26 protein-coding genes, 1 tRNA gene and 1 pseudogene are annotated in these 23,760 nt (G+C 66.9%); 17 read left to right on the forward strand and 11 right to left on the reverse strand.

Translation table 11 applies throughout. The annotated features are described in order from the left end of the window. Positions 1-80 precede the first annotated feature (80 nt). Positions 81-998 (forward strand): lysozyme, encoded by a 918-nt coding sequence (locus tag ACFQDH_RS02835; RefSeq protein WP_382398275.1) that lies wholly within the window; start codon positions 81-83, stop codon positions 996-998. Between the two features lie 20 nt (positions 999-1,018). Here ACFQDH_RS02835 and ACFQDH_RS02840 read toward each other — a convergent pair whose 3' ends face one another. The 5 genes from ACFQDH_RS02840 to ACFQDH_RS02860 all read right to left on the reverse strand — a co-directional run bounded on the left by ACFQDH_RS02840 (position 1,019) and on the right by ACFQDH_RS02860 (position 4,452). Next, on the reverse strand, positions 1,019-1,858 hold the full coding sequence (locus ACFQDH_RS02840; RefSeq protein ID WP_382398277.1) for an NUDIX hydrolase: 840 nt from the start codon (positions 1,856-1,858) through the stop codon (positions 1,019-1,021). A gap of 10 nt (positions 1,859-1,868) precedes the next feature. Then, positions 1,869-2,330, reverse strand: a complete 462-nt coding sequence (locus tag ACFQDH_RS02845) for a RidA family protein (protein WP_382398279.1) — start codon at positions 2,328-2,330, stop codon at positions 1,869-1,871. 3 nt (positions 2,331-2,333) lie between these two features. Continuing rightward, positions 2,334-2,492 (reverse strand): DUF4177 domain-containing protein, encoded by a 159-nt coding sequence (locus ACFQDH_RS02850; protein ID WP_382398281.1) that lies wholly within the window; start codon positions 2,490-2,492, stop codon positions 2,334-2,336. A 150-nt stretch (positions 2,493-2,642) separates the two neighbouring features. Then, positions 2,643-3,926, reverse strand: a complete 1,284-nt coding sequence (locus ACFQDH_RS02855; RefSeq protein WP_382398283.1) for an NAD(P)/FAD-dependent oxidoreductase — start codon at positions 3,924-3,926, stop codon at positions 2,643-2,645. A 127-nt stretch (positions 3,927-4,053) separates the two neighbouring features. Next, on the reverse strand, positions 4,054-4,452 hold the full coding sequence (locus ACFQDH_RS02860; protein ID WP_382398285.1) for a winged helix-turn-helix transcriptional regulator: 399 nt from the start codon (positions 4,450-4,452) through the stop codon (positions 4,054-4,056). 110 nt (positions 4,453-4,562) lie between these two features. Here ACFQDH_RS02860 and ACFQDH_RS02865 point away from each other — a divergent pair, with 110 nt between their 5' ends. Beyond that, the gene (locus tag ACFQDH_RS02865; protein WP_382398287.1) at positions 4,563-5,441 is read left to right on the forward strand and encodes an NADP-dependent oxidoreductase; all 879 of its coding nucleotides are present in this window, start codon (positions 4,563-4,565) and stop codon (positions 5,439-5,441) included. Between the two features lie 15 nt (positions 5,442-5,456). Next, a complete protein-coding gene (locus ACFQDH_RS02870) occupies positions 5,457-6,179 on the forward strand; it encodes an alpha/beta hydrolase family protein (RefSeq protein ID WP_382398289.1) in 723 nt (240 codons plus the stop codon). A gap of 7 nt (positions 6,180-6,186) precedes the next feature. Here the strand turns inward: ACFQDH_RS02870 and ACFQDH_RS02875 are convergent, their stop codons facing one another. Beyond that, entirely contained in the window at positions 6,187-7,182 is a 996-nt protein-coding gene (locus ACFQDH_RS02875) for a sigma-70 family RNA polymerase sigma factor (protein ID WP_382398291.1), read from the reverse strand. 173 nt (positions 7,183-7,355) lie between these two features. On the opposite strand from ACFQDH_RS02875, the gene ACFQDH_RS02880 reads away from it, so the two are divergent. From ACFQDH_RS02880 to bagB, 3 genes are read left to right on the forward strand one after another with little or no spacing between them, the layout of a single operon-like run. After that, positions 7,356-8,825, forward strand: coding sequence for an MFS transporter (locus ACFQDH_RS02880; RefSeq protein WP_382398293.1), 1,470 nt, complete (start codon positions 7,356-7,358; stop codon positions 8,823-8,825). A 46-nt stretch (positions 8,826-8,871) separates the two neighbouring features. Next, positions 8,872-9,873, forward strand: a complete 1,002-nt coding sequence (gene bagA / locus ACFQDH_RS02885) for an ATPase BagA (protein ID WP_382398295.1) — start codon at positions 8,872-8,874, stop codon at positions 9,871-9,873. Next, positions 9,870-11,039, forward strand: coding sequence for an ArsA family ATPase (gene bagB, locus ACFQDH_RS02890; protein WP_382398297.1), 1,170 nt, complete (start codon positions 9,870-9,872; stop codon positions 11,037-11,039). Before bagA ends, bagB begins: the two co-directional genes overlap by 4 nt. Positions 11,040-11,102: 63 nt before the next feature. Here bagB and ACFQDH_RS02895 read toward each other — a convergent pair. Next, a pseudogene (locus ACFQDH_RS02895) lies at positions 11,103-11,410 on the reverse strand (WhiB family transcriptional regulator). A 221-nt stretch (positions 11,411-11,631) separates the two neighbouring features. Between ACFQDH_RS02895 and ACFQDH_RS02900 the strand changes: the two are divergent. Together ACFQDH_RS02900 and ACFQDH_RS02905 are read left to right on the forward strand one after the other, a co-directional pair. Further along, entirely contained in the window at positions 11,632-13,731 is a 2,100-nt protein-coding gene (locus ACFQDH_RS02900) for a transglycosylase domain-containing protein (protein ID WP_382398299.1), read from the forward strand. Further along, positions 13,689-14,012 carry a hypothetical protein gene (locus ACFQDH_RS02905; protein ID WP_382398301.1) on the forward strand — a complete coding sequence of 108 codons (324 nt, stop codon included), beginning with the start codon at positions 13,689-13,691 and terminating at the stop codon, positions 14,010-14,012. The genes ACFQDH_RS02900 and ACFQDH_RS02905 overlap by 43 nt, the downstream gene beginning before the upstream one ends. Before the next feature lie 187 nt (positions 14,013-14,199). Here ACFQDH_RS02905 and ACFQDH_RS02910 read toward each other — a convergent pair whose 3' ends face one another. After that, entirely contained in the window at positions 14,200-14,652 is a 453-nt protein-coding gene (locus ACFQDH_RS02910) for a GatB/YqeY domain-containing protein (RefSeq protein ID WP_382398303.1), read from the reverse strand. Between the two features lie 81 nt (positions 14,653-14,733). On the opposite strand from ACFQDH_RS02910, the gene ACFQDH_RS02915 reads away from it, so the two are divergent. The 6 genes from ACFQDH_RS02915 to ACFQDH_RS02940 all read left to right on the forward strand — a co-directional run bounded on the left by ACFQDH_RS02915 (position 14,734) and on the right by ACFQDH_RS02940 (position 18,190). Further along, positions 14,734-15,672: a metallophosphoesterase gene (locus tag ACFQDH_RS02915; RefSeq protein WP_382398305.1), complete on the forward strand. Its 939-nt coding sequence runs from the start codon at positions 14,734-14,736 to the stop codon at positions 15,670-15,672. Continuing rightward, positions 15,669-16,520: a fructosamine kinase family protein gene (locus ACFQDH_RS02920; RefSeq protein ID WP_382398307.1), complete on the forward strand. Its 852-nt coding sequence runs from the start codon at positions 15,669-15,671 to the stop codon at positions 16,518-16,520. Before ACFQDH_RS02915 ends, ACFQDH_RS02920 begins: the two co-directional genes overlap by 4 nt. Positions 16,521-16,774: 254 nt before the next feature. Then, positions 16,775-16,848, forward strand: a tRNA-Pro gene (locus ACFQDH_RS02925). Positions 16,849-17,123: 275 nt separating this feature from the next. Then, complete coding sequence (locus tag ACFQDH_RS02930) at positions 17,124-17,615, forward strand: helix-turn-helix domain-containing protein (RefSeq protein WP_382398309.1); 492 nt, start codon at positions 17,124-17,126, stop codon at positions 17,613-17,615. A 3-nt stretch (positions 17,616-17,618) separates the two neighbouring features. Continuing rightward, positions 17,619-17,744 carry a hypothetical protein gene (locus ACFQDH_RS02935; RefSeq protein WP_382398311.1) on the forward strand — a complete coding sequence of 42 codons (126 nt, stop codon included), beginning with the start codon at positions 17,619-17,621 and terminating at the stop codon, positions 17,742-17,744. A gap of 62 nt (positions 17,745-17,806) precedes the next feature. Beyond that, positions 17,807-18,190 (forward strand): hypothetical protein, encoded by a 384-nt coding sequence (locus tag ACFQDH_RS02940; protein ID WP_382398313.1) that lies wholly within the window; start codon positions 17,807-17,809, stop codon positions 18,188-18,190. A 171-nt stretch (positions 18,191-18,361) separates the two neighbouring features. Here the strand turns inward: ACFQDH_RS02940 and ACFQDH_RS02945 are convergent, their stop codons facing one another. Together ACFQDH_RS02945 and ACFQDH_RS02950 are read right to left on the reverse strand one after the other, a co-directional pair. Then, the gene (locus ACFQDH_RS02945; RefSeq protein ID WP_382398315.1) at positions 18,362-19,747 is read right to left on the reverse strand and encodes a hypothetical protein; all 1,386 of its coding nucleotides are present in this window, start codon (positions 19,745-19,747) and stop codon (positions 18,362-18,364) included. Between the two features lie 72 nt (positions 19,748-19,819). Next, a complete protein-coding gene (locus ACFQDH_RS02950; protein ID WP_382398317.1) occupies positions 19,820-20,239 on the reverse strand; it encodes a hypothetical protein in 420 nt (139 codons plus the stop codon). Positions 20,240-21,031: 792 nt separating this feature from the next. Between ACFQDH_RS02950 and ACFQDH_RS02955 the strand changes: the two genes are divergently transcribed. Together ACFQDH_RS02955 and ACFQDH_RS02960 are read left to right on the forward strand one after the other, a co-directional pair. Continuing rightward, positions 21,032-21,298, forward strand: coding sequence for a hypothetical protein (locus ACFQDH_RS02955; RefSeq protein ID WP_382398319.1), 267 nt, complete (start codon positions 21,032-21,034; stop codon positions 21,296-21,298). After that, positions 21,295-22,605 (forward strand): hypothetical protein, encoded by a 1,311-nt coding sequence (locus ACFQDH_RS02960; RefSeq protein ID WP_382398321.1) that lies wholly within the window; start codon positions 21,295-21,297, stop codon positions 22,603-22,605. Before ACFQDH_RS02955 ends, ACFQDH_RS02960 begins: the two co-directional genes overlap by 4 nt. Before the next feature lie 102 nt (positions 22,606-22,707). Here ACFQDH_RS02960 and ACFQDH_RS02965 read toward each other — a convergent pair whose 3' ends face one another. Next, entirely contained in the window at positions 22,708-23,220 is a 513-nt protein-coding gene (locus tag ACFQDH_RS02965) for a hypothetical protein (RefSeq protein WP_382398323.1), read from the reverse strand. 100 nt (positions 23,221-23,320) lie between these two features. Between ACFQDH_RS02965 and ACFQDH_RS02970 the strand changes: the two genes are divergently transcribed. Further along, entirely contained in the window at positions 23,321-23,746 is a 426-nt protein-coding gene (locus ACFQDH_RS02970; RefSeq protein WP_382398325.1) for a MarR family winged helix-turn-helix transcriptional regulator, read from the forward strand. Positions 23,747-23,760 lie beyond the last annotated feature (14 nt).

Genomic DNA, 23,760 nt, shown 5'->3' on the forward strand with positions numbered 1-23,760 from the left:
CGAACAGGTGTCGGACCGACTCGCAGGGTTGTCAAAGGTTTACCGAAAACTGGCACGGAGTTTGCGCGGGTGTGAATACCGTGAAAGGTGATGAAGCTGAGGTTTCCCCTGGCCACAGTTTCGCCACCGATGGACAACTTCGTGCAAAGGACCCCGACCATGAAGAAATCTCTACCCGTCGCGACCGCAGCGGTTGCCGCGATCGCGCTCGCCGCTACCGCGATCCCCGCGCAGGCAGCGACGAACTCCCCCAGAAGCCCACCCAGGCCGCCCAGAAGGCAGGCATCCACAAGATGGGTGACGCGTATGCCGGCTGGGAGCAGCGCAACAGCGCCGACCACGTGAGCACAGACATGGCGCCTTCTCCGGCGCTGGCCGCGACCAAGACCCTCGGGATCGACGTCGCGGCATACCAGGGCAACGTCAATTGGAGCTCGCAATACAGCTCCGGCGTCCGCTGGGCCTACACCAAGGCGACCGAAGGCGACTACTACACCAACAGCTACTTCGCCCAGCAGTACAACGGCAGCTACAACGCCGGGATCATCCGCGGCGCCTACCATTTCGCGAACCCGGCCGGCCGGTCCGCGTCGGCCCAGGCCGACTACTTCGTCAACCACGGCGGCGGCTGGTCCAGGGACGGCAAGACCCTGCCCGGCATGCTCGACATCGAATACAACCCGTATGGCGCAACCTGCTACGGCTTGTCGAAGTCGGCGATGGTCACCTGGATCAGAACTTTCCTCGCGGAGTACAAGGCGAGGACGAGCCGCGACGCCGTCATCTACACGACCACCGGTTGGTGGACCACTTGCACCGGCAACAGCACCGCGTTCAACCAGACCAATCCGCTGTGGATCGCGCGCTATTCGTCCTCACCGGGCACGCTGCCCGGCGGCTGGCCTTATTACACGATGTGGCAGTACACCTCCTCGCCGATCGACAAGAACCTCTTCAACGGCGACCTGAGCCGGGTTCGCGCACTCGCCACCGGCTGAACCCCGACCGCGGGTGTGGTTCAGTCGTTGAGGTGGGCGCGCAGCAGCAGCCGCTCGCCGTCCTCGACCGGCACGGGCATGACCGCGTGCAGTCCTTCGCGACTTGTCGTCGCGGGGTTCAGGTCCGGCCAGCTGGCGACGCGGCGCAGTTGCACCAGCGTCGGCGGGAGCACCCGCGCCGTGCCTGCCCGTGCTTCGTCGAGAACATCCGTCGGGAGGCGCCATACAGCCTCGGCGGCCTCGCTCGTGCGGTCGTCGGCAACCTGTCGGTCGGGCAGTCGCGCGGAGAAGAACCACGTGTCGTAGCGCCGCGGCTCCATCTCCGGGGTGATCCAATGGTCCTGCAGCGCAAGCAGATCCGAGCGCAGCAGCAACCCGCGTCGCTCCAGCAGCTCTCCGAAGGGCAGAGACCGGTCGAGCACCGCAGCACGGTCGGCCTGCCACTCGTCAGCGGTGACGTCGAGCACCTCGTCGTCCGCGGAGCGCCCGGCGAGCAGCACGCCGCACTCCTCGAAAACCTCACGGACAGCGGCGATCACGACCGCCTGGGCAGTCGCCTCAGGTATGGCGAGAAGGCGTCCCCAGTCGGCCGGTGACGGCCCGGCCCACGGAACGCCGGGCGCCTCGTCGCGCGGGTCCACGCCACCGCCGGGGAAGACCCACATCGACGGCGCGAACTTCATCGACGAGGCTCTCCGTTGCATGAAAACCTCTGTGCCGGAGTCGGACTCGCGCAGCAACAGCACGGTGGACGCCAACCGCGCCGGGGCGATCTCTCGCTCCGACGCGGGTGTCGCGAGCCAGCCCAGCGCGTGCTCGCGCAGCGTCGGCGGCACCTCGAGGTCGTGCGTCGACGCCATGGCCATCGGGCTATCGGATCGAGACGGTGATCTCGACCTCGACGGGTGCGTCCAGGGGCAGCACAGCGACGCCGACGGCGGAGCGGGCGTGTGCGCCGGCCTCGCCGAATGCCTTGGCCAGCAACTCGCTCGCGCCGTTGATGACGGCGGGCTGGCCGGTGAAGCTCGGGTCGCTCGCGACGAATCCGACGACCTTGACGACCCGGCTGACCTTGTCGAGGTCGCCGATCTGCGACTTCACCGCGGCGATCGCGTTGAGTGCACAGGTCTGCGCCAGCTTTGCGGCATCCTCCGCAGTGACCTCGGCGCCGACCTTTCCGGTCGCACCGAGCTTGCCGTCGACGACGGGCAGCTGGCCGGAGGTGTAGACCAAGTCGCCCTCCTGGACCACCGGAACGTATGCCGCGACGGGCGCGGCCACCTCGGGCACCTGCAGACCCAACTCGGCCAGGCGGTCTTCAACTGCGGACATCTGTCACTGCTCCTTCGGACGCTTCAAATAGGCAACGATGCTGTTGCCGTCGGGGCCGGGCACCACTTGCACGAGCTCCCAGCCGTCCTCGCCCCACTGGTCGAGGATCTGCTTGGTGGCATGGACGATCAGCGGCACCGTTGCGTATTCCCAGGTAGTCATGCCGTCACCCTATTCCCGGACGATTTCCATCGACCGAGAGGAGTACCGCCCGACCGATAGGAGTACGGAAACACCCATTTTTGGTACTCCCCTCAGTCAGTAGGTACTCCTCTCGGTCGTGGAGAGGGCGGGGTATGACGACCCGGCTGCTCATCGCGTCGGGCTGAAGGGCAGCAGCTCGGGCGGGGTGACGCCGGTGACCATCTGCTCGGCCAGCAGCTGACCGGACAACGGGCCGAGGGTGATGCCCCACATGCCGTGACCGCCGTTGGAGAACACCCGCGGCACGTTGGTCGGGCCGACCAACGGGAGGCCGTCAACGGTGACCGGGCGGCCACCGACCCAGGTGTCCTGCCGGTCGTCCCAATCGACACCGGAGAGAAGCGGTTTCGCGTTCTTGACGATCGCCTGGACCCGCTCGTCGTGCAGCGGCTCCTCGGTGCCGGCGAACTCCATCGTGCCGCCGACGCGCAGCCGATCACCGAGCGGCGTGCACGCGACCCGCTCGAAGGGGAAGTAGACGGGGCACGCCACCGGCCGGGCATCGGGGTCGGTGACCGACACCGAGAAGCTGTAACCACGCCCGGCGCGCAGCGCAGTGCGCACACCGCAGGCCTTGGCCAGCTCCGGCAACCACGCACCGGTCGCGATGACGACGGCGTCGCCGGAGATCGGTTCACCGCTGACCATCTCGACGGTGACACCGCCGGGTCCGTGGCGCAGCGCCCGGGCGTTGGAGCCGATGACGATCTTGCCGCCGCGATCGGCGACGGCGTGGGCGAGCGCGTCGACATACTCACCGGGGTTGATGTAGCGCTGGCCACCGAGCCGGATGGCCTTCTCGACGTCGGCGCTGACGATCGGCAGCTCGGCCCGCAAGGTGGCGTTGTCGACCTCGGTCGCCTCGAGCTCCAGACCGGCCTCGCGGATCAGCTTGACCTCGTGCTCCAGGCCGGCGGCGTCCTCGGCGCGGCGGAATGCGGCCATGATCGGCGCATCGTGCGACTTCGCCTGCACGCCGTGGTCCTCGAGGAACTGGTAGGCCTCGATCGCGCGGCGGTTGACCGGGACGTACTTGTCCATGGTCCGCTTCCACTGGCCGGGCGTGCAGCGTCGCGCGAAGCCGAGCAGGAAGGCCGCCAGCTTGGGGTCCGGCTTCATCGGGATGTAGAGCGGCGAGTCGGGGTCGAGCAGCGCCTTCAGCCCGTACTTGATGATCGACGGGTCGGACAGTGGCACGCACAGGCCGGGTGACACCCAGCCGGCGTTGCCCCATGAACTGCCCGCAGCCACGCCGGACCGCTCCACGACCGTCACCTCGACGCCGCGTTCCTGCAGGTGCCACGCCGTCGACAGGCCGACCATGCCGGCTCCGATGATGACGACGTGAGGAGTGCCTTGACCCTTGGCGGGCCGAAGGGGTTCGAGCGCCATTGCCCATTCCTTTATCCGGGGTGAGTTCGTTACCGCGCTTCGGACGGTAGCAATGATTCGGTTTCGAAGAGTCACCGGTGCGCCAACTGGCCAGTAGGGTCCCGCCCGTCAGCCGCCAGGAGGAGCGTCAGCCCACGGCGTCATACAACTCGCGGGCGCGCTGCACGCTCGTCATGTTGTGCTCCGCCCACTCCTTGACGTGGCTGATCGGGATCAACAGGGAGCCGCCGAGCGGCGTCAGTTCGTAGTCCACTCGGACCGGCACCGACGGCGTCACCGTGCGCTCGACCAGCCCGTCGCGCTCCAGTGAACGCAGCGTCTGCGTCAGCATCTTCTGACTCACGCCCGCCAGCTTCGCGGCGAGTCCCGAATAGCGCAGCGGACCATCCTGGAGGGCGCACATGACGAGCGTCACCCACTTGTCGGAGATGCGATCCAGCAACTGGCGACTCGGGCACTCTGCCAGGTAGGCGTCGTATGCGACCTTCGCCTCGCGCTTCTTCTGCTCCACCGTGCGAGTGGCCATGGCTTACCTCCAGGTATGTACACAACTTTTGGGTGCCTACTTCCCAACAGAGTGTACGGCGGGTTTGAATCGCTGCAACAACGAAGTCGTCATACACGAAGGTGGAAGTCATGAAAACCCTTGTTTCCCAATCAGGTTCGCAACCTCGCATTGTCGATGCACCGGATGCCGCCCCATCCGCCGGCGAGGTGGTCATCACGGTCGAGGCGGCCGCAGTCAATCCGGCAGACCTGATGGTCGCGTCCGGGGCGGCCCGCAATGTCTTCCAGCTCCCCGAATCGGTCGGCATCGGCTGGGACGTCGCGGGACTCATCGCCGCTACGGGGGACGGCGTGACCGACTTCGAAATCGGCGACCGAGTGGCTGCCATGCACGACAACATGGCCGCGGCCGCACGCAGCCACGCCGACCGGGTCGTCGTGCCCGCCGCGTCCGTCGCACACGTGCCGGCAGACCTGAAGACCGAGGAAGCCGCCACGGTGCCGCTCAACGCGCTGACCGCGCAGCAGGCCCTGCGGTTGCTCGGTCGGTCCGAGGGCCGACGGCTGCTCGTGACCGGGGCAGCAGGCGGGGTCGGCGGCTACGCAATCGCTCTCGCCGCCGCGGATGGCTGGCAGGTCGACGGCCTCGCCCGGGAGAGCGACCGTGCGTTCGTCGAGTCCACCGGTGCGCAGCTGGTGACCAGTGCCGGGCCGGAGCCGTATGACGCCATCCTCGACGCCGCGTCGCTCGGCGACATCGCCGCGTTGCGGGACGGCGGGGACTACCTCAGTCTCGTCGGCGACACCTCCGAGCGGGGCCGTGGCATCCGCGCCCTCGCCGTCGGGGTGCACGCCGACGGCGCAGCGCTCACCGACCTGCTGGCTCGGAGCGCCACCGGCGAACTGCGCCCGCGGGTGGCCGCCACCTATCCGTTCGAGGACCATGCGGCGGCGTATGCCGACACGGCGCGTCCCGGGTCGCGCGGTCGCGTTCTCCTCCTCCCGTGACCTAATGTCCGCGGTATGTCCGTGCTGACCGCTCCCTCCCCGCCGCCCGACCGGACCATCGCGTATGGCGCATCACCGGACCAGGTGTACGACGTCCGCCGACCGGTCGGAGCGGCGAGGCGGGCGACGGTTGTCGTCATACACGGTGGGTTCTGGCGGCCGGCATACGACCGCACGCACGCTGGTCAGCAGTCAAAAGCACTGGCAACACACAGTTTTCACGTGGCCACCATCGAATATCGGCGCGTCCCGGGCGACTGGCCGGCAATGGCCGCTGACGTGCTGGCGGCTATCAGTGCCGTGGCTGCCGATCCGGAACTGCCCGACGACATCGTGCTGCTCGGGCACTCCGCGGGCGGTCACCTCGCGACGTGGGCGGCATACCAGCCGGAGATCGCGGTCACCGGTGTCGTCTCGCTCGCCGGTTGCGTCGACCTGCACCTGACGCGCGACCTGCACCTGGGCGACGGAGCGGCCGACGCCCTGATGGGCTCCGCCCCCGAAGCTGTATGGCGCGCCGCCGACCCCGCGATGCTCGGACGCCCACCGGCGCAGGTCCGCTTGATCCACGGAGCGGCCGACGACCGCGTGCCGGTCGAGGTGTCGGAGAGCTACCAAGCCGCCGCAGACGCCGCCATACCGCTGCAGGTGCTGGCCGGTTGCGGTCACTACGAGCTCATCGACCCCGCGACACCACAGTTCGCGCACACGGTCGCTGCTGTCGAAGCGCTCCTCTGACGGCCGATCAGTCCAGGGTCCTGGGCAGGCCGAAGTATGGCGCGAGCGTCGTCTCGAACCGGGTCAGCTCGCAGATCCGGCCGCCGTCGACCCCGAGCACGTAGAGACCGGTGAGATGCCGGATGCCGGTCCCCCGGTCGCGCGAATAGGCACCCCAGGCGGGCTGGCCATTGGCACGCACCGGCACCAGCCGGTCGCTCTGCCGCCAGTGCGGGTGGATCGCGGTGAAGAAGCGATGCACTGCCTCCGTGCCGCGATATTCGAAGGGCAACGGCGGCATCCGCACCCACACGTCGTCGCTCATCAACGCCACGAGCCCGTCGACGTCGTGCTCGCTGAAAGCCGTCACGAACCGATCGAGCAGCACCTGCTCGACGGACTCATCGGTAGGCGTCGGCTGGCCGGCGACCTGCGCCGCGTCCAGGGTCGCTCGGGCTCGTTTGAGTGCGTTGGTGACTGCGTCCTCGGTCAGGTCGAGCAACTCGGCCGCCTCTTTGGCCCGGTAGCCGAGCACGTCCCGCATCAGCAGCGCTGCTCGCTGGTTGGGCGGCAGCAACTGGACCGCGGTGATGAAAGCTAGCGAAATCGCTTCTCGCGCCTCGTAACGAGCCTCCGGACCCGGGACCCGGTCGGGCAGCTCCTCCAGCAACACGTCGGGGTAGGGCTGTAGCCAGGGCACCTCGCCCAGCCGCGTCGGCTCCGGCGCCGGCACGGGCATGGCCGCCGCCGTTGTCGCCGGCTGCCGCTTCGCCGAACGCAGGTGGTTCAGGCACCTGTTGGTGGCGATGCGGTAGAGCCAGGTCCGGACCGACGAGCGTCCCTCGAAACCGGCGAGACCGAGCCACGCCGCGAGGAGGGTGTCCTGCAACACGTCCTCCGCGTCCTGGACGGAACCGAGCATCCGGTAGCAGTGCACATGCAGCTCACGATGGTGCGGCTCGACCAGGGCGGTGAACGCCTCACGGTCCCCGGCGCGCGCCCGCTCGAGCAGTTCTGCCGACATCAGCGGCCTCCTTCTCCTCGGTCCGCCCGGACATGGGTCCGGGACATGAGTACTGACACCGCAGAACCGCAGAACTGGTCGCGCTCCGGAGACCAGTTTCCGGCACGGGTCGTGTCTGCACTTCCGAACGGGCGCGAAGCAAACCGCACCTGCACAGAAGTGGAGAAGGACCCATGTCGATCACTCGAACCCTCAACGACACGAACACTGTTGCACCACCGACCACCAACGCTCCCCGAACGGTCTGGACCCTGGTCCTAGCCTCGCTCGGAGTCTTCATGACCGCGCTGGACACGCTGGTCGTCGCCAACTCACTGCCCGCGCTGCGACATAGCCTGCACGCCAGTCTCGGCGACCTGGAGTGGACGGTCAACGCCTACAACCTGGCCTTCGCGGTGGCCCTGCTGACCGGCGCCGCACTCGGCGACCGATACGGCCGCAAACGGATGTACTGCATCGGCTTGCTCGGCTTCACCTGCGCCTCGGCCGCGGCCGCGTCGTCACCCACGGTCGGCACCCTGATCGCTGCGCGCGGCGCCCAAGGCCTTGCGGCGGCGATCGTCATGCCGATGACGTTGACCCTGATCAGCGAGGCGTTCCCTGCCGAGAAGCGTGGTGCCGCCATCGGTCTGTGGGGCGGCATCACCGGGCTGGCGGTCGCGCTCGGGCCGGTCGTCGGTGGCGCCATCGTCGGCGGCATCAGCTGGCACTGGATCTTCTGGCTGAACGTCCCGATCGGCATCGTGCTGATTCCGTTGTCGATTGCCCGCCTCACCGAGAGTCACGGACCGCGCTCGCAACTCGACATCGTCGGCCTGCTGCTGGCCGGCGCCGGCCTCTCCGGCATCACCTGGGGCCTGATCCGGTCGAGCAGCATCGGTTGGGCACGGCCCGAAACCATCACCTCGCTCGTCCTCGGGGTGGCGCTGGTCGCCGCATTCCTGCAGTGGGAACGGCGCACGGCGACCCCGATGCTGTCGGCCGGCCTGTTCCGCTCCCGCGCCTTCAACGCCGCCAACGGGGTCAGCTTCTTCATGTACGCCTCACTCTTCGGCGTGCTGTTCCTGATGATGCAGTTCCTGCAGACAGCCCTCGGATATTCACCGCTGCAGGCCGGGCTGCGCACCCTGCCATGGACCGGTGCCCCGATGATCGTCGCGCCACTGGCCGGGGCACTCGCCGATCGGATCGGCAACCGCCCGCTGCTGCTGGCCGGCTTGACCCTGCAGGCCTGCGGGCTGGGCTGGGTCGCGGCGATCGCGGCACCCGGCATGGACTACACCTGGCTCGCGGTCGCACTCGGCGTCGCCGGTGCCGGGATCTCGATGTGCTTCCCGACCGTGGCCAACGCGGTCGTCGGCTCGGTTCAGCCCGCCGAGATCGGCATCGCGTCCGGCACCAACAGCTCGCTGCGCGAGATCGGCGGCGTCTTCGGTGTCGCGATCCTGAGCAGCGTGTTCGCCCACCCCGGCGTCTTCGCCTCGGCGAGCGCTTTCGTCGACCACTTCCAGACCGCCGTGTGGGTCGGAGCGGCGTTCTCCGCGCTCGGCATACCTGTGGCCGCTGCCCTGCCCGGGCGCCGGCGCGGGACACCGACACCGCACCGGACCGAGGAGTCGGTCGTCGACCCAGTCCTCTTCTGAGGAGCGTCGAGAGAAGGTACCCCCAAGCCCCGCTACCGTGAGCCCCATGACCACCGGCGATTGGGACGACGTGCGGCTGCACGTGGTGACGGGCAAGGGCGGGACCGGCAAGACGACCGTCGCCGCAGCACTGGCGATGACCCTGGCGACCGACGGCAAGCGCGTGCTGCTCGTCGAGGTCGAAGGGCGCCAAGGCATCAGCGGCGTCTTCGACGTGCCACGCCTCGGTGACGACGAGACCCAGGTCGCGACCGGCCCGGGCGGCGGCCAGGTGATGGGCCTGTCGGTCGACGCGAAGGCCGCGTTGCTCGAATACCTGCAGATGTTCTACAAGCTCGGCATGGCCGGCGGCATGCTCGAACGCTTCGGCGTCATCGACTTCGCCACCACGGTCGCGCCCGGCCTGCGCGACGTGCTGCTGATCGGCAAGGTCTACGAGGCCGTCCGCCGTCGGCCGAGTCGCCGTGGCACCCGCAGTCCCCACTTGTATGACGCAGTCGTCCTCGACGCCCCTCCGACCGGGCGAGTGGGCCAGTTCCTGGGGGTCAACCACGCGATGTCCGGGCTGGCCAAGATGGGTCCGGTCAAGAACCAGGCCGACGCCATCACCGCGATGTTGCAGTCGTCGCAGACGGCGGTGCACGTGGTGACCCTGCTGGAGGAGATGCCCGTGCAGGAGACCGTCGAGGCCGTGGCCGAGCTGCGCTCGCTGTCTTTGCCGCTCGGCGCGGTGGTCATCAACCAGGAGGTCACTCCCCCGATCAGCGACCACACGCTCGAGTTGCTCGCCGCCGACGACTTCGACGCCGAGCCCCTGTCGAACGACCTGACCGCCCTCGGCCTGCGCGTCGGCCCGCGCATGGTGCGCGGCCTGACCCAGACCGGCGTCGACCTCACCCAGCGACTCGCGCTGCAGGAACGCGAGCGCCGAACCCTGGAGGACCTCGACCTGCCGACCTACCACCTGCCACTGGTCCCCGGCGGCATGGACGCGGGCGGCCTGCTCGAGTTGTCCGCAGCGCTCACCGACCAAGGAGCAGGCGTATGACGACACAGCCACCGCTGCTCGACATCGACGAGTTGCTGCGGGACGACACGGTCCGCACCATCGTGTGCTGCGGCTCCGGCGGCGTCGGCAAGACCACCACGGCGGCGGCGATCGCCATACGAGCTGCTGAGCAGGGGCGCACGGTCGCGGTGCTGACGATCGACCCGGCCAAGCGGCTTGCGCAGGCGCTCGGCCTGGAGCACCTGGACAACGAGCCCGCACCGGTGGAGGCGATCGACACGTCCGCGGGCGGCTCGCTGGACGCGATGATGCTGGACATGAAGCGCACCTTCGACGAGCTGGTGCTGCGGCACTCTGCACCGGACAAGGCGCAGCAGATCCTGGAAAACCCCTTCTACCAGGCGGTTTCGAGTTCGTTCGCGGGCACGCAGGAGTACATGGCGATGGAGCGACTCGGCCAGTTGCACGCGGAGCAGTCGGGCGACGAGGCGCGCTGGGACCTCATCGTGGTCGACACGCCGCCGTCGCGTTCGGCGCTGGATTTCCTCGATGCGCCCAAGCGCCTCGGGTCGTTCCTGGACGGCAAGTTCATCCGGTTGCTGATGTCGCCGGCGAAGGCGGGCGGTCGTGCCTACCTGAAGGTCATGTCGGTGGGCGTCAACACGATGACCGCGGTGATGTCCAAGGTGCTCGGCGGGCAGTTGCTGCGCGACGCGCAGACGTTCGTGGCGGCGCTGGACTCGATGTTCGGCGGCTTCCGCGAGCGCGCCGATCAGACCTACGCGCTGCTCAGCGACGCGGCGACGGCGTTCCTCGTGGTCGCGACACCGGAGCGCGACGCGTTGCGGGAGGCGTCGTTCTTCGCGGGCCGATTGGCGTCAGAACGTATGCCGCTCGCCGGGCTCGTCGTCAATCGGGTGGAGCGCACGCACGTGCCGTCGCTGCGCGAGGGCCGCGCCGAGGCTGCCGCGGACGAAGCCGATGGTCTGGATTCGCGCAAGGGGTCCGGCTGGCAGCCGGAGGACACGGCGGGCCTGTTGCGGGTGCATGCCGAACGCGCGGCTCAGGCCGAGCGTCAGGAGGCGGCCATCGGCCGCTTCACCGCGGCGCACCCGACGATCCCGCAGGTTGCCGTCGCCGCGTCGGCGCAGGACGTCAACGACGTGGAGCAGCTGCGCGCCATCGGTGAACAGCTGGCCGACTAATCAGCGGTGGCTGAGGAGCCCGTGAGGAACGAGCGGGCGTCTCGAAGTCCCGCCTCGTGTCCGTTACTCGTTGGCTTCGTCGGCGCGGGCCAGCTTGAAGAGCTGCGACCACGACGGCACATCGGGCCGGCGACGCAGCAGGGCACGACGCTCGCGCTCGGTCATGCCACCCCACACGCCGTACTCGGTGCGGTTGTCGAGGGCGTCCGCCAAACACTCGGCGACGACAGGACACCGCTGACAGATCACCTTGGCGGACTGCTGCGCAGCCCCTTGGCGAAGAGCTCGTCCGGGGCTGACCCCGTCCGGCATACAGCACGCGCCGCCCAATTCTCGTCCCAGGTCGCCTTATCAGGCATCACAGCTGTCATGTTCTCGCTCTCGGCCTTCCCCGCCCCGGATGGAAATGTGGTGCACGCCCCCCGCGTGTGTCTCGGGTCACGGTATTGACCCTGAGCGTCAGCCGCCAGATCCTCGGGGAACTATTTCCAAATAGTCCTTTCGCACTATACGTGCGGGTTTGCCGATTCGTCTATCATGTTGAGCCCGTCGGATGCGGCCGATGACAGTTTCGCCCGTTACGCTGCCCCGCATGCGTGTTGCCTCCCGACTCGGCACTGTCTTCAGCCTGCTCGGCGCCTTCGTTGCCACGGCCGTGGCGATGGGACTGATCGTCGCGTGTCTCTTCCTGCCGGCGATCGGGGCTGCCGGCCAGGCCACGAACGGCGGCGTGAAGCTCTTCAACGACATGCCCGGCTCGTTCGCGATGAACCCGCTGGCGCAGCAGTCGCGCATCCTGGCCTCGGACGGCTCGGTGCTCGCGACGCCGTTCAACCAGAACCGCATCGTCGTGCCGTTCAGCAAAATCTCCAAGACGATGAAGCAGGCGCAGGTCGCGATCGAGGACGAGCGCTTCTACCAGCACGGCGCACTGGACTCCAGGGGCCTCTTCCGCGCCATCGGCTCCAACGTCTTCAGCAACGGCACGCAGGGCGCGTCCACGCTGACGCAGCAGTACGTCAAGATCGCAATCCAGAACGAAGCGATCAACAGCGGCAACACCGCCAAGGCTCAGCAGGCCGTCAGCCGCACCGGCATGGAGGGCTACGTCCGCAAGATCCAGCAGCTGAAATACGCAGTGTCGTTGGAGCAGAAATACACCAAGGACCAGATCCTCGACGGCTACCTCAACCTCGTCTACTACGGCGGTCAGGCGTATGGCGTCGAGGCCGCCGCGCGACAGTACTTCGGCATACACGCCTCGCAGCTGAACCTGCCGCAGTCCGCGCTCCTCGCGGGCGTCGTCAATGAGCCGGGCACTCTCGACCCCTTCACCAACGCGACTGGTGCGGTTGCCCGCCGCAACGTGGTGCTGGCGAAGATGTACCAGCAGAAGTTGATCACCCGGGCGCAGATGATCGAAGCTCAGAACACCAAGCTCAAGCTCAACCCGCACCCGGTGCAGTCCAACAGTTGCGCCAACTCCAAATACGCCTACTTCTGCTACTACGTCATCAGCTGGTTGCAGACCCAGCCGTCACTCGGCAAGTCGCCGAAGGAGCGGATGGCGACCCTGGAGAGCGGTGGCTTGACGATCCAAACGAGCTTCAACCCGAAGATGGCCGACATCATCGACAAGCAGATCCGGGCCAAGGTGCCGCAGGGGAACAAGGCAGGCATCGATTCCGCCGGCGTCATCGTCCAGCCCGGCACCGGACTGGTGCTGGCCAGCGGCCAGAACACGAAGTACTCCAACTCTCCCGGCAAGGGCTCGAGTGCCACCAACTTCGCGGCACCTGACGGTGGCTATGCCTACGGTTCGACAGCCAAGATCTTCGCGGTGATCACCGCACTGGAGAACGGCTGGTCACCGAGCAAGACCGTCAGCGTTCCGTCATACAACGGCAAGTCGAAGGCCGGTGCACCCGCGCACATCTTCACCCACACCGAGATCCCCGGCCAGTGCGGCCTGGGTGGTGACACCTGGACGCTTCCCAATGACGCGCCGCAGCCACGCGCCGGCAGCAAGATGTCGCTCACCGATGCGACCGCACAGTCTGTCAACACAGTGTTCGCGAAGATCGTGGGCGAGCTGGGAGCCTGCAACGTCATGAAGACGACGACACAGTTCGGGGTGAAGGACGGTAGCGGCGGGACGATCTCGTCCGGCCCGGCCTCGATCACGCTGGGCACGTCCAACACGACGCCGATCAACCTGGCCAACGCATACGCCACGGTGGCTTCCGGCGGCATGTACTGCCCGCCTCATCCGGTTGTCTCGATCAAGGACGGCGCCGGCAAGAAGCTCAAGCTGTCCGGCACCACGTGCAAGCGGATCATGACAAAGAAGGTCGCGGCCGAGACCTCGAAGATCTTCGAGTCGGTCATCACCGACCCGAAGGGCACCACCCACGGCGCCATCCAGCTTGCCGGCAACCGTCAGTCAGCTGGCAAGACCGGTACCGAGGACGGATCGAGGAACCTCTGGTTCGTCGGCTACACCCCGCAGATGGCAACCGCCGTATGGGTCGGCCACCACGACACCCCGCGGGACATGAAGAACATCACCCTCGCCGGCCACCTCTACACCAGCCCTGGTGGGGCTACGTCTTCGCCGGCGACCTCGCGGCGCCGATCTGGAAGAACATCATGGACGCCGCACTCAAGGGCCAGCCGATCGAGCACTTCATGAATCCCGACGGCACCACACCGAAGGACTCGCCGTCGCCGAAAACCAGCGACACGACCACCACATCCAACCCGCCGACGTTCTCCGGACCGGTCTCCCCGACGACGCAGTCTTATGTGCCGCCACCGGCCACGACGCGCACCTACGTGCCGCCACCGGCCACGACGACGACACAACCGCCGCCGCCTCCTAAGACGACGAACCCGCCGTCGACGACGCAACCGCCGCCTTCGAAGAAGACGGGTCCGCCCAAGCACACCAGCCCGCCGCCAAAGACGAAATAGCGCAACTTTGCTGGTCGAGTAGTCGCTGGAGCAGCGCAACTTTGCGGGTCGAGTAGTCGCTGGAGGAGCGCAGGCGGGGTCCCCGCGAAGTATTCGGAGGAGCGAAGCGGGGGAGAAACTTCGTGGGGTGCCGGAGCGGGGAAGCGACGTATCGAGACCCACGGCCTTGCGGAACAACCGCAACCGGTTACCCCTGCAGCGCCTGCTTCACCGCAGCCGCGATCCGTCCACCATCCGCGCGCCCGGCGACCTTGGGCTGGACTGCTTTCATGACCTGCCCCATCCCGGCCATGCCCTGAGCCCCGGTCTCGCTGATTGCATCGGAAACCAGAGCGGACAATTCGTCGTCGCCGAGCTGCTTGGGCAGGTACTCCTCCAAGATCGCCAGCTCGGCCCGCTCGGTGTCCGCGAGTTCGGTGCGACCGGCACCGTCATACGCCTCGGCCGCCTCGCGGCGCTTCTTGGCTTCCTTGGCGATGACCTGCTGCACCTCGTCGGCGGTGAGCTCCTTGGCCTCCTTGCCGGCGACCTCGGCGTTGGTCACCGCCGCCATCGCCGACCGCAACGTGTTGGTGCGGACCTTGTCGCGGGCGCGAAGGGCTGCGGTCATGTCCTCGCGGAGGCTCTGCTTGCTCGTCATACGGCCCAGTCTTGCGCATGGCAGCTCGTGCCGCGCTCGCGTTGGAGGTCGCATTGAATTCAGGACACAATTGGCAGCCTCATGCACGCACTCACCAAGACTTCAGCCGCCGTCGCCGGCGCCGGGCTCGGCACGCTCGCCTGGGCGTCACTCGTCGAGCGGCACCTCTACACGCTGCGCCGCTTCGAGCTGCCCGTGCTCGCATCCGGTGCGCGCCCGCTGCGGGTGCTGCACCTCAGCGACCTGCACCTGGTGCCGCGGCAGGAGCGCCGCATCCAGTGGGTGCGCGGTCTGGCGTCACTGGAGCCGGACTTCGTGATCAACACCGGTGACAACTGCTCCGACCTGCAGGCGGTGCCCTCGGTGCTGCGAGCGATGGGACCGTTGCTCGAGTTCCCTGGTGCGTTCGTGCTCGGCTCGAACGACTACTACGCCCCCGCTCCGAAGAACCCGCTGATGTATGTCGGCGTCGGCCGCCCGCACAAGCGCGGCGACGAACTCGAGGTGCCGTCCTTGCCGGTGGAAGACCTCGTCGCCGGGTTCACCGGAGGTGGCTGGGTCGACCTGGACAACGTCCGCACGAAGCTCGAAATCAGCGGTATGCCAGTCGAATTCGCCGGCGTCAATGATCCGCACATTGAGCTGGACGACTACGAGTCGGTGTCGGCGCCCGCCGCGGCAGACGTGGTCGCGACGGTCGGGGTCGTGCATGCGCCATACGTGCGGGTGCTGGATGCGATGACCGCCGATGGCGCCGGTCTCGTGCTCGCCGGACACACGCACGGCGGACAGGTGTGTGTGCCCTTGTATGGCGCGCTCACCACCAACTGCGACCTGGACAACGCTCGTGCCAAAGGGGTTTCGCGCTGGTGGCCCGGCGCGTCAGGCCACCGTGACGCGGACGCCCCGACCAACGCCGCGTGGTTGCACGTGTCTGCCGGGTTGGGTCACAACAAGTACAACCCGGTGCGGCTGGCGTGTCGACCGGAAGCAACGCTGCTGACCCTCGTCCCCCGATGAGCCTCGTCAAACACGCAGCCTCAGCGCGAGCGGCCGAATGGGAGGCGGCTGGACTGGACTGGTTGAGGGTCGAGGACGGCGCTGCCGTCGTCGATGTCGTCGCGGTTGACGGCAACAACCTTGTGCTGCAACAACTTTCGCCGATTCAACCGTCAGTCTCGGATGCAGAGGACTTCGGTCGCGCGCTCGCGGCGACGCACGCCGCCGGTGCAGCAGGGTACGGCGCCGGGCCGGACGAATGGTCCGGCGACGGCTTCCAGGGGCCGGCCGACGACCTGCTGCCGTTGCCGCTGGTCCCCTACGACTCGTGGGGCGCAATGTATGCCGACGTGCGCCTGGCGCCGCTCCTTGAGCAACTCGCACAGCTTGCGGGTTCGAGCGCCGCCCTGAGTAGCCGCGAGGCACGAGCGGCGTATCGAAGGGTGCCGGAGGAGCGGAGCCAAGCTGGTCGAGTGCCGGAGGAGCGAAGCGGGGGAGGTGTATCGAGACCCGCAGAGCCTCTGTTGAAACGCCTCCACGACGGCGAGTTCGACGAATCGTGCACAGCCCCAGCGAGATTGCACGGCGACCTGTGGTCCGGGAACGTCCTGTGGACCGCGGACGGCGCCGTCCTCATCGACCCCGCGGCACACGGTGGTCACCCCGAGTCCGACCTCGCGGCGCTCGCCCTCTTCGGCGCACCACACCTCGAGAGGATCCTCGCGTCATACAACGAGATTGCGCCGCTGGCCGACGGCTGGCGCGACCGAATCCCGCTCATGCAGCTGCACCTGATGCTGCTGCACGCCGTCCTCTTCGGCGGCGGGTACGTCGAGCAGGCCGAGCACATCCTGCGGCGCTACCGCTGACGCCACAGAGTGGCAGAGCGTCGTCCTGAGCAGCCCGACCATGCTGATCGAGTAGCGAACGGAGGAGCAAGACCAAGCTGGTCGAGTAGCAGACGGAGAAGCAAGACCAAGCTGGTCGAGTAGCGAACGGAGGAGCGAAGCGGAGGAGTTCGCGTATCGAGACCGCGCAGACCCACCCGATTGGGCGAAACGTCACGACTCCTTGTATCGTTGCTTCTCGCCGCGCGTATCCATCGGGTGCCCGCGGCATGCCACGGGGTGTGGCGCAGTTTGGTAGCGCGCGTCGTTCGGGACGACGAGGTCGCAGGTTCAAATCCTGTCACCCCGACATAACGAAACCGCCGACTTGTCGGCGGTTTTCGTATGTCGGGAGACATGATGCCGGGAGCGCGTGCGCGAGCCGACGAAGGAGGCGCGCCACGCGCGGTTCCTGTCACCCCGACAAAATTTTGAGGGTCATCCGAGGTACGAGGATGGCCCTCAAACATTTTATGGAGCGGGTACGTATTTGGTAGTCGCTGGCTGGATTGATGTGGTGTTCGGCGACGATGTGACCACTGTCAGCACTGTTCGTTTTGTTCGTTTCGACATAAAATCAGTGGCATGCCGACTCGTACGAAGACCGCCGCGCGGCACACTGAGACCTACCTTCCGTCGTCGGAGGACGAGGCGTCTGCAGCATCGTTGGCCAATTTCCTGCGAGAGGGTGAGGGCGGTCTCGCCGCACTCATCGCGCCGGACGGCACGACGATCGCGCTGTCAGCGCAAGTCCACCGAGTTCTGGTGCAGGTCGCTGATGCCATGGCACACGGGATGGGGGTGACCGTCGCACCCCACAACGCGATGCTCACCACCCAGGAAGCCGCCGACTTCCTCGGGATCTCGCGGCCGACCTTGGTGCGCATCATCGATCGCGGGGACTTGGAGGCGGTGAAGCCGGGTCGGCACCGTTACGTCGCTCTTCAGGATCTGATCGCCTATCAGGAGCGCGTGGCTATGCAACGGCGCAAGAGTCTTGACGAGATGGCGCGAGACGCGCAGAGCGCAGGTCTTTATGACCTCCTCGATGGCCAACCACCGCTGAAGCGCCATTGAGCAATGACGTTCGAGGTCCTGCTCGACACGTGCGTCCTCTACCCGCCGACGTTGTGCGACACCCTGCTCCGGATCGCTGAGAACGGAGCGTTCGAGCCGCGCTGGTCTGGTGATGTCCTTGCGAACTGAAGCGCAACCTCGCCACTGTCCGCTCCGTCGGTCGCGAAGGCGCCCGGGCACGGATCCGTGCGATGGCAGGTGCGTTCCCGAACGCAACCGTCACGGCATACGAGCAGTTGCTCGATGACATGCCCGGCCATCCTGGCGACGCGCACGTCATGGCGGCGGCGATCGTGTCTCGATGCCAGGTCATCGTCACGGCAAACCTGAAGGACTTTCCGGAGGCAGAACTCGCGCAGTGGGGACTGACCGTCTCCCACCCTGATGCCTTCCTGCTCGATCAACTCGAGTTGCACCCGCAGGAAACCCTCCTCGCTTTGCAGAATCAGTCGCGCGAGTCGTCGCGACCGTCACTGTCGGCACCCCAGCTGCTGAAATCCCTCCGGCGGACAGGGGTCCCCCGATTCGCCGCGGCGGTCGCACGCCTACGAAGCCAAGGAGTTCACGATGGCTGACTCACGCCACCTGATCGACAAGCTCTGGCCGTAATGCGATGTGCTCCGCGACGACGGTGTCGGTGTCATTGAGTACGCCGCAGACGGCGGCCGTAGCCGCCCTACCCAGACACGACGTCGGCGTGACCCCGACCATGGGGCCACGCCGACGATTGAGTGCGATCGCGTCGACTACGCGCTGACCTTCGCCCGCCGACGAGCGCTCCGCTCGCCGCCCTGCTCGCGTGAAGCGAACTGCTCGACGTGCCGTGCCGCGATATAGAGACCCTCACGGTTCAGGTGCCGCGAATACCGCGCATCCAGATAGAGGACGGGGATGTCACCGGCGACCTGCTGAAGGGCCGGCCGCAACAGGTGCTTGATCGGGCCCGACCCGCCGCCATACACATAGACGACCTCGGTGGTCGCACCGGCCTGGGCCACGACGTCCGCGAACCGGCTGGCGATCTCGGCCACCAGATACCGCGCCTCGTCCTCGACGAAGCTGTGCGCCCGGCTATACCGGCCACGCTGCAGCACGGACGGACGCTGCTGCAGGAAGTCGGCCAGCTGCTTTCGACTCGTGAATGCCAGCTGCTTGTCGGACTCGCTCATGCGCTCCATGGCGTTCATCAGGGCCGTGCCGTATCCCTGCTCGAGCGTTATGGCCGCCTCGGCGTTGAACCGCCCATCGGTGAAGACCGGGAAGTTGACGGTGCCCTCGCCGACGTCGACGCCGATCGTGTTGCGGACGCTGACCAGGTCGGCAGCGGTGACGCCTTCCGGCAGGGGGTCCGGATCGCTCGCCCGGAGGTCGTCCAGCAACGCCTGCGCCAGCGGTTCACCCTTGTCGGTGATCGCGAACTGCGCCGACGCACCCTCGGCGAGGACCTGCACGTCGATGAAACGCAGTCGCACCGTGACCGGGGTGCTGAAGTTCTTGATCGTCACCGAATGGACGATGGGCTTCTCGCTACCCTGCGCACCAGTGAACTCCGCGGCGAACGTGTGCCGCCGCTGCACGTATTCGCTGATCGGCAGCGCCAGGCCTGCTCGCACGTTGACCCGCAGCTCGTGGTTGGGCAGCCTGCCGTGGGCGGCGACATAGTCGCGCAGGGCCTTCGCGGCGAAGACGCCCAGCACGAGCACCGCGCTCAGTTCCTGGTCAGCCTTCGAGCGCTTGCCGAGCACCTCGAATTCGGTGAACTTGCTGCCACGCACCGACAGTGCCGACCGACCGAAGATCCTCCGGTCGCTGTGTCCGACAAGGGGGCTGGCCAGCGAGCAGTCCAGCCGGTTGTAGAAGTCGTCGGTATCGCCGGGGCCGGCCCCGCTGATCTCCGCGACGACGTCAGAGTCGGCAAGCGGCACCTTCGGAGTGGACCTGCTGGTCGAGACCACCGCCGACGGGAGGTCGATCTCGTCGAAGACGGCTTCGCCACTGACATCGCCGCGGATGACGCCCTTGACGTAGCCGTTTCCGACGTCGATGCCGCCGGTCAAGGTCATCTCATCGGCCGGGCCCGCGCTGCTCGTGGTAGCCGCGTCTTTCGTGCTGCTGGGGCTGTGCTTCGCCATTCCTGGTTCTCGTCCTTCTTCTTGGTTTGAAAATGTTCAAGGGACGCCGGTCGGCATACACCGGCTCAGCTGTCACCGCCGCGTACTGCTCATGATCTCGTCGATCGAATACTGCTTCTGAGGCTCCGGCGCCTGCGCCGTCGCGCTCTTCCTCGCCGCACCCGCTCGCGAATGGCGTCCGGAGTCAACCGATTCGGCCGGGTGGTCGTCAGCTGAGTCCCTGGCCCGTATGGCGGTGGGCTCGCCGGAATAGCGGGCCGCCGGAGTCGGATTGGGGGTTTCGGCCACCGGCCGGCCACGACGTGGCAACTGCTCGACCGGTCGGGTCAGCACGTCCGTGTAGCCGTCGCGTTCGATGGCCGCGCGGACCAGCATGCGCAGCGATATCGACGGGCTTTCCTGCACCTCAAGCCATCGCAATACCGACGTGTCGGACGCCGGCACCGTGATGCGCAGGCGGTGCGGTGGATCGCTGCGCGCCTGCGCGCTCATCCGGCGACCATCCACCGGGTCGCGGCGCCGACTCCGCGGAGCCTCGCGCATGCATCGATCTCACATGCCATCAAGTCGGATTCCTCTCTGTGCTTCTCACGCTCACCATGTGCTCTGACACGTCATGGGGGCGACCAGCAGCCGTGCGGCGAACGATCCGGAAATGGCCAGCAAAGACCCACTGTCGATACGCCAGAGGTCACCCAGCACCTATTCATATCGGATTTGCCGCGCCTGGGGTGCTTTCGGGGTCCAACGTTGGCCCCACTGTGACCAAACCTGACCCAAGGCTTTAATTTGCAGGCACTTTCGGAGGAGGATGGGCCCGGCCCGCACCGTTCAGAGCCACCTCAACCTGTAAGTGGTTCCACCCTGGTCCGAATGCGATCATGCATGACCGCCATGGCGCCAGTTGGAGACCTGATAGGGCCAGATCCGGTCCGGCAACACGCCACGCAGTGCGTCGGTAACGGCCTGGTCGCTTCTCCAGCACTAGATCCATGATGCCCAAAACGCTTCCAGGTCAACGGTTTTCGGTCGATGGCCATCCACTCTTGGACATGGTGTCCTCTCGCGAGATCCCACCTGAGACGGGAACTGGCCGGCGCGAACTCTTCGTGTAATGAATATCGTGATCGAGCCGATGGGGTCAGACCTTGGCGTCGCGCCATGGATCCGCACCAGTTGACGGCACAGATTGCCAATCTTCTTTATTGCCAGGTCAATTGATGCAGCTACCCCCTACTTCTCCTTCTGGTCCTCGCGGAAGCGGAGTCCCGCAGGCACCAGTTGATGGCACTATCGGCGCCGCGAGTTCCGGCGGTGCGCTGCCTCGCGATTCAAGGTTTGCCAGGGGGAATACGTCAGGACGCCGACGCGGTTGGGGTTCTCGTCGGGACCGCGGCGACGTACCTTGGATACGCGATCTTCCGTGACGCCTTCGCCCACGAGTTCGACCTCAATCTCGGTGAACTCGATGCGCTGGCACTGCAAACATTCGACCAGATGCTCGAAGGCCTCGCGCCGGACATCACTCCATCGAAAGGAAACCGACCATGACTGATGCAATGTCCACGACGGTCACGACCGCCGCCGAACTCGCCGCCGCGATCAGCGCAGGAGCCCGGGAAATCGTTGTCGCCGGCAGCATCACGGGTTCTCCGTCGATCACGCTGCCGGAGGGCACGACGCTGCGCGGTGGCGAGCTGGTCTTCCTGGCCAAAGGCGTGCGGCTGACCAAGGACAACACCCTGCAGGACATCACCATCACCACGACGCCCTACGAGACCGCGGTCTACAACGACACCAGCGTTGTCGACGCCGGCACCTTCTCGTTCAAGAACGTGACGACGGTCGGCCAGGTCTACCTCGTCGCGGACGACGACACGATGACTGTGCGGGTGGAGACCGACGGCATACACATCAAGGCTGCGGACGTGCGCGGCCGGGCCGACCAGCCGCACGGTTTCGGCGTCGACGTGCTGCAGGGCGGGCTGACCCTGTGGAATCGCCAGCCGGACACGTCGTCCTCCTTCACCGCGACGCTGAAGGACGTGTCGATCGGCACCGAGAGCACCCCGGTGCGCGGCTCCGGCGTCTTCGTCGCGGGGTATGGCGACCGGGAGGGCCACCTCGCCGGCGGTGCGTTCACCGCCGACCTGATCGAGACCGGCAGGGTCGAGACGGACGGCGGGATCGCGCCCGGAACGCCGGACAAGATCTCCGGAGGCGTCTTCGTGGTCTCGGGTGCGACCGTCGACAAGGTCCTCAACGCCGGCACCGTGACCACGCACGGTCAGAACGACATGGTGCTGGACAACTGGGGCTACGTGAAGGAGTGGGTCTCGACCGCCGAGGTGAAGTCCACCGGCCCGTCGGGCATCGGCTTCGTCAACTTCGGCGACATCGACACACTCGACATGCAGGCACCCGTGGTCACCACCGGCGGCGGCGCCCGCGGCTTCAATCTGTATGACGGATCCCTGCAGTCCGCGTCCTTCCACTCGATCAAGACCACCGGTGACGGCTCGGTCGGCATCCAGGTCAGCAAACCGATGGGCACCCTGACCGTGCACCACGACGTGGTCACCACCGGCGGTGAGGGCACCAGTTTGGTCAAGGGTGTCCAGGTGACCCTGAAAGCCGTTGCGTTCTCGGTGAAATCGGGCGGCGACATACAGTCCGTCACGATCGGCGGGTCGCTGCGCACCGAGGGTGCGGACGTCGTGACGTTCGAGGTCGCCGACGGTGGCAGCATCGCCGCACTCGAGGTCGGCGGTGCCATCGAGGCGAAGGGTGCGGGCTCACGCACCACCGACGTTCAGGGCACGGTGCCGACCTCCGCGAAGCTTGCTGCGGCCGAATGAAAGCCGACTCGATCGGAGCGGCGATCTCCCCGCTCCGATCGAGTCAGGGCAGGTGCGCCGACCCGCCGCTCTCTGCGGTCGGCGCGAGTCGCTGAGCGAGCGCTAGGAATCCGCGCTCGGCGAGATCGAATGTCGCGAAGGTCTGCCAACCCAGGTGCTGGTGCACGGCAAGGGAATTGGTGTTGGCCTGTTCGACGAATGCGACGGCAATCCGGTAGTGGGCGGCCGCGTCGCCGAGCAGACGGTCGACCAGGTGCCGCAGCACCCCTGGCCTCGGAAGTCGGCATCGACGACGACCGGACCGTAGAGGAAGTAACCGGTGTCGCCGAAGTGATCCGCGGCCAACTCGTTGGTGCGACCTGCGGGGCCGGTGGTGACCGCCCCGGGTGAGCTGCTCAACGCAACCCCTGCGCGTATGCCGTCGACCTCAGCGATGAACATTCCGGGCCCGGCGAGCAACTGCTGCAAAGTGTCGGTGTTCCACCGACCCTGCACGAACCCTGCGGTCGCGCGCTGCTGCTCGCTCAGTTGCTCGGCACGGTTGCGGTCGATCAATTCGATGATCCATGGGAAATCATCGACGGTCGCCACCCGCGTGGTGATTGCCGTTGCCATGCGCATAGCTCACCACCCGTCGGAAGCACCACGCCAGTGGGGGCGTTGATCAGCAAGCGATTTGATCAATTTACTTGATGGCCTTAGGCTGGTACACGACATGGACGAGATCATGCTTGCCGACAGCCTGCGAGCGGTTACCCATCGACTCGCGCGCCGTCTCAACGCGGCCGCCGCGTCCGACCGGATGCCGACCTTGCATCGCGACATTCTCGCGATGCTGGATCTGCAGGACGGTTTGACCAGCGCCGACCTCGCACGACGTTTCGAGGTCACGCCGCAGGCGACGAACCAGGCGGTTGCGGTCCTGGTCGGCCAAGGCCTGTTGGCGCGGCGCGGCGACACCGAGGACAGGCGCCGGCAGCTCCTGTCACTGACCGAGCCTGGCCGCACGGCCATCGGCGACGTGCGCACCACGAAGAACGCGTGGCTCGCCGAACGACTCGTGACGCGCGCGACCGGCGCTGATCGCGACTGCCTGCAGCAAGCGGTCACGATCCTGCAGCGCCTCGTCGAAGAGCACTGACCGGCGCGGCGCGT

It is taken from the genome of Flexivirga alba (assembly GCF_042661025.1).
Taxonomy (GTDB): Bacteria; Actinomycetota; Actinomycetes; order Actinomycetales; family Dermatophilaceae; genus Flexivirga; species Flexivirga alba.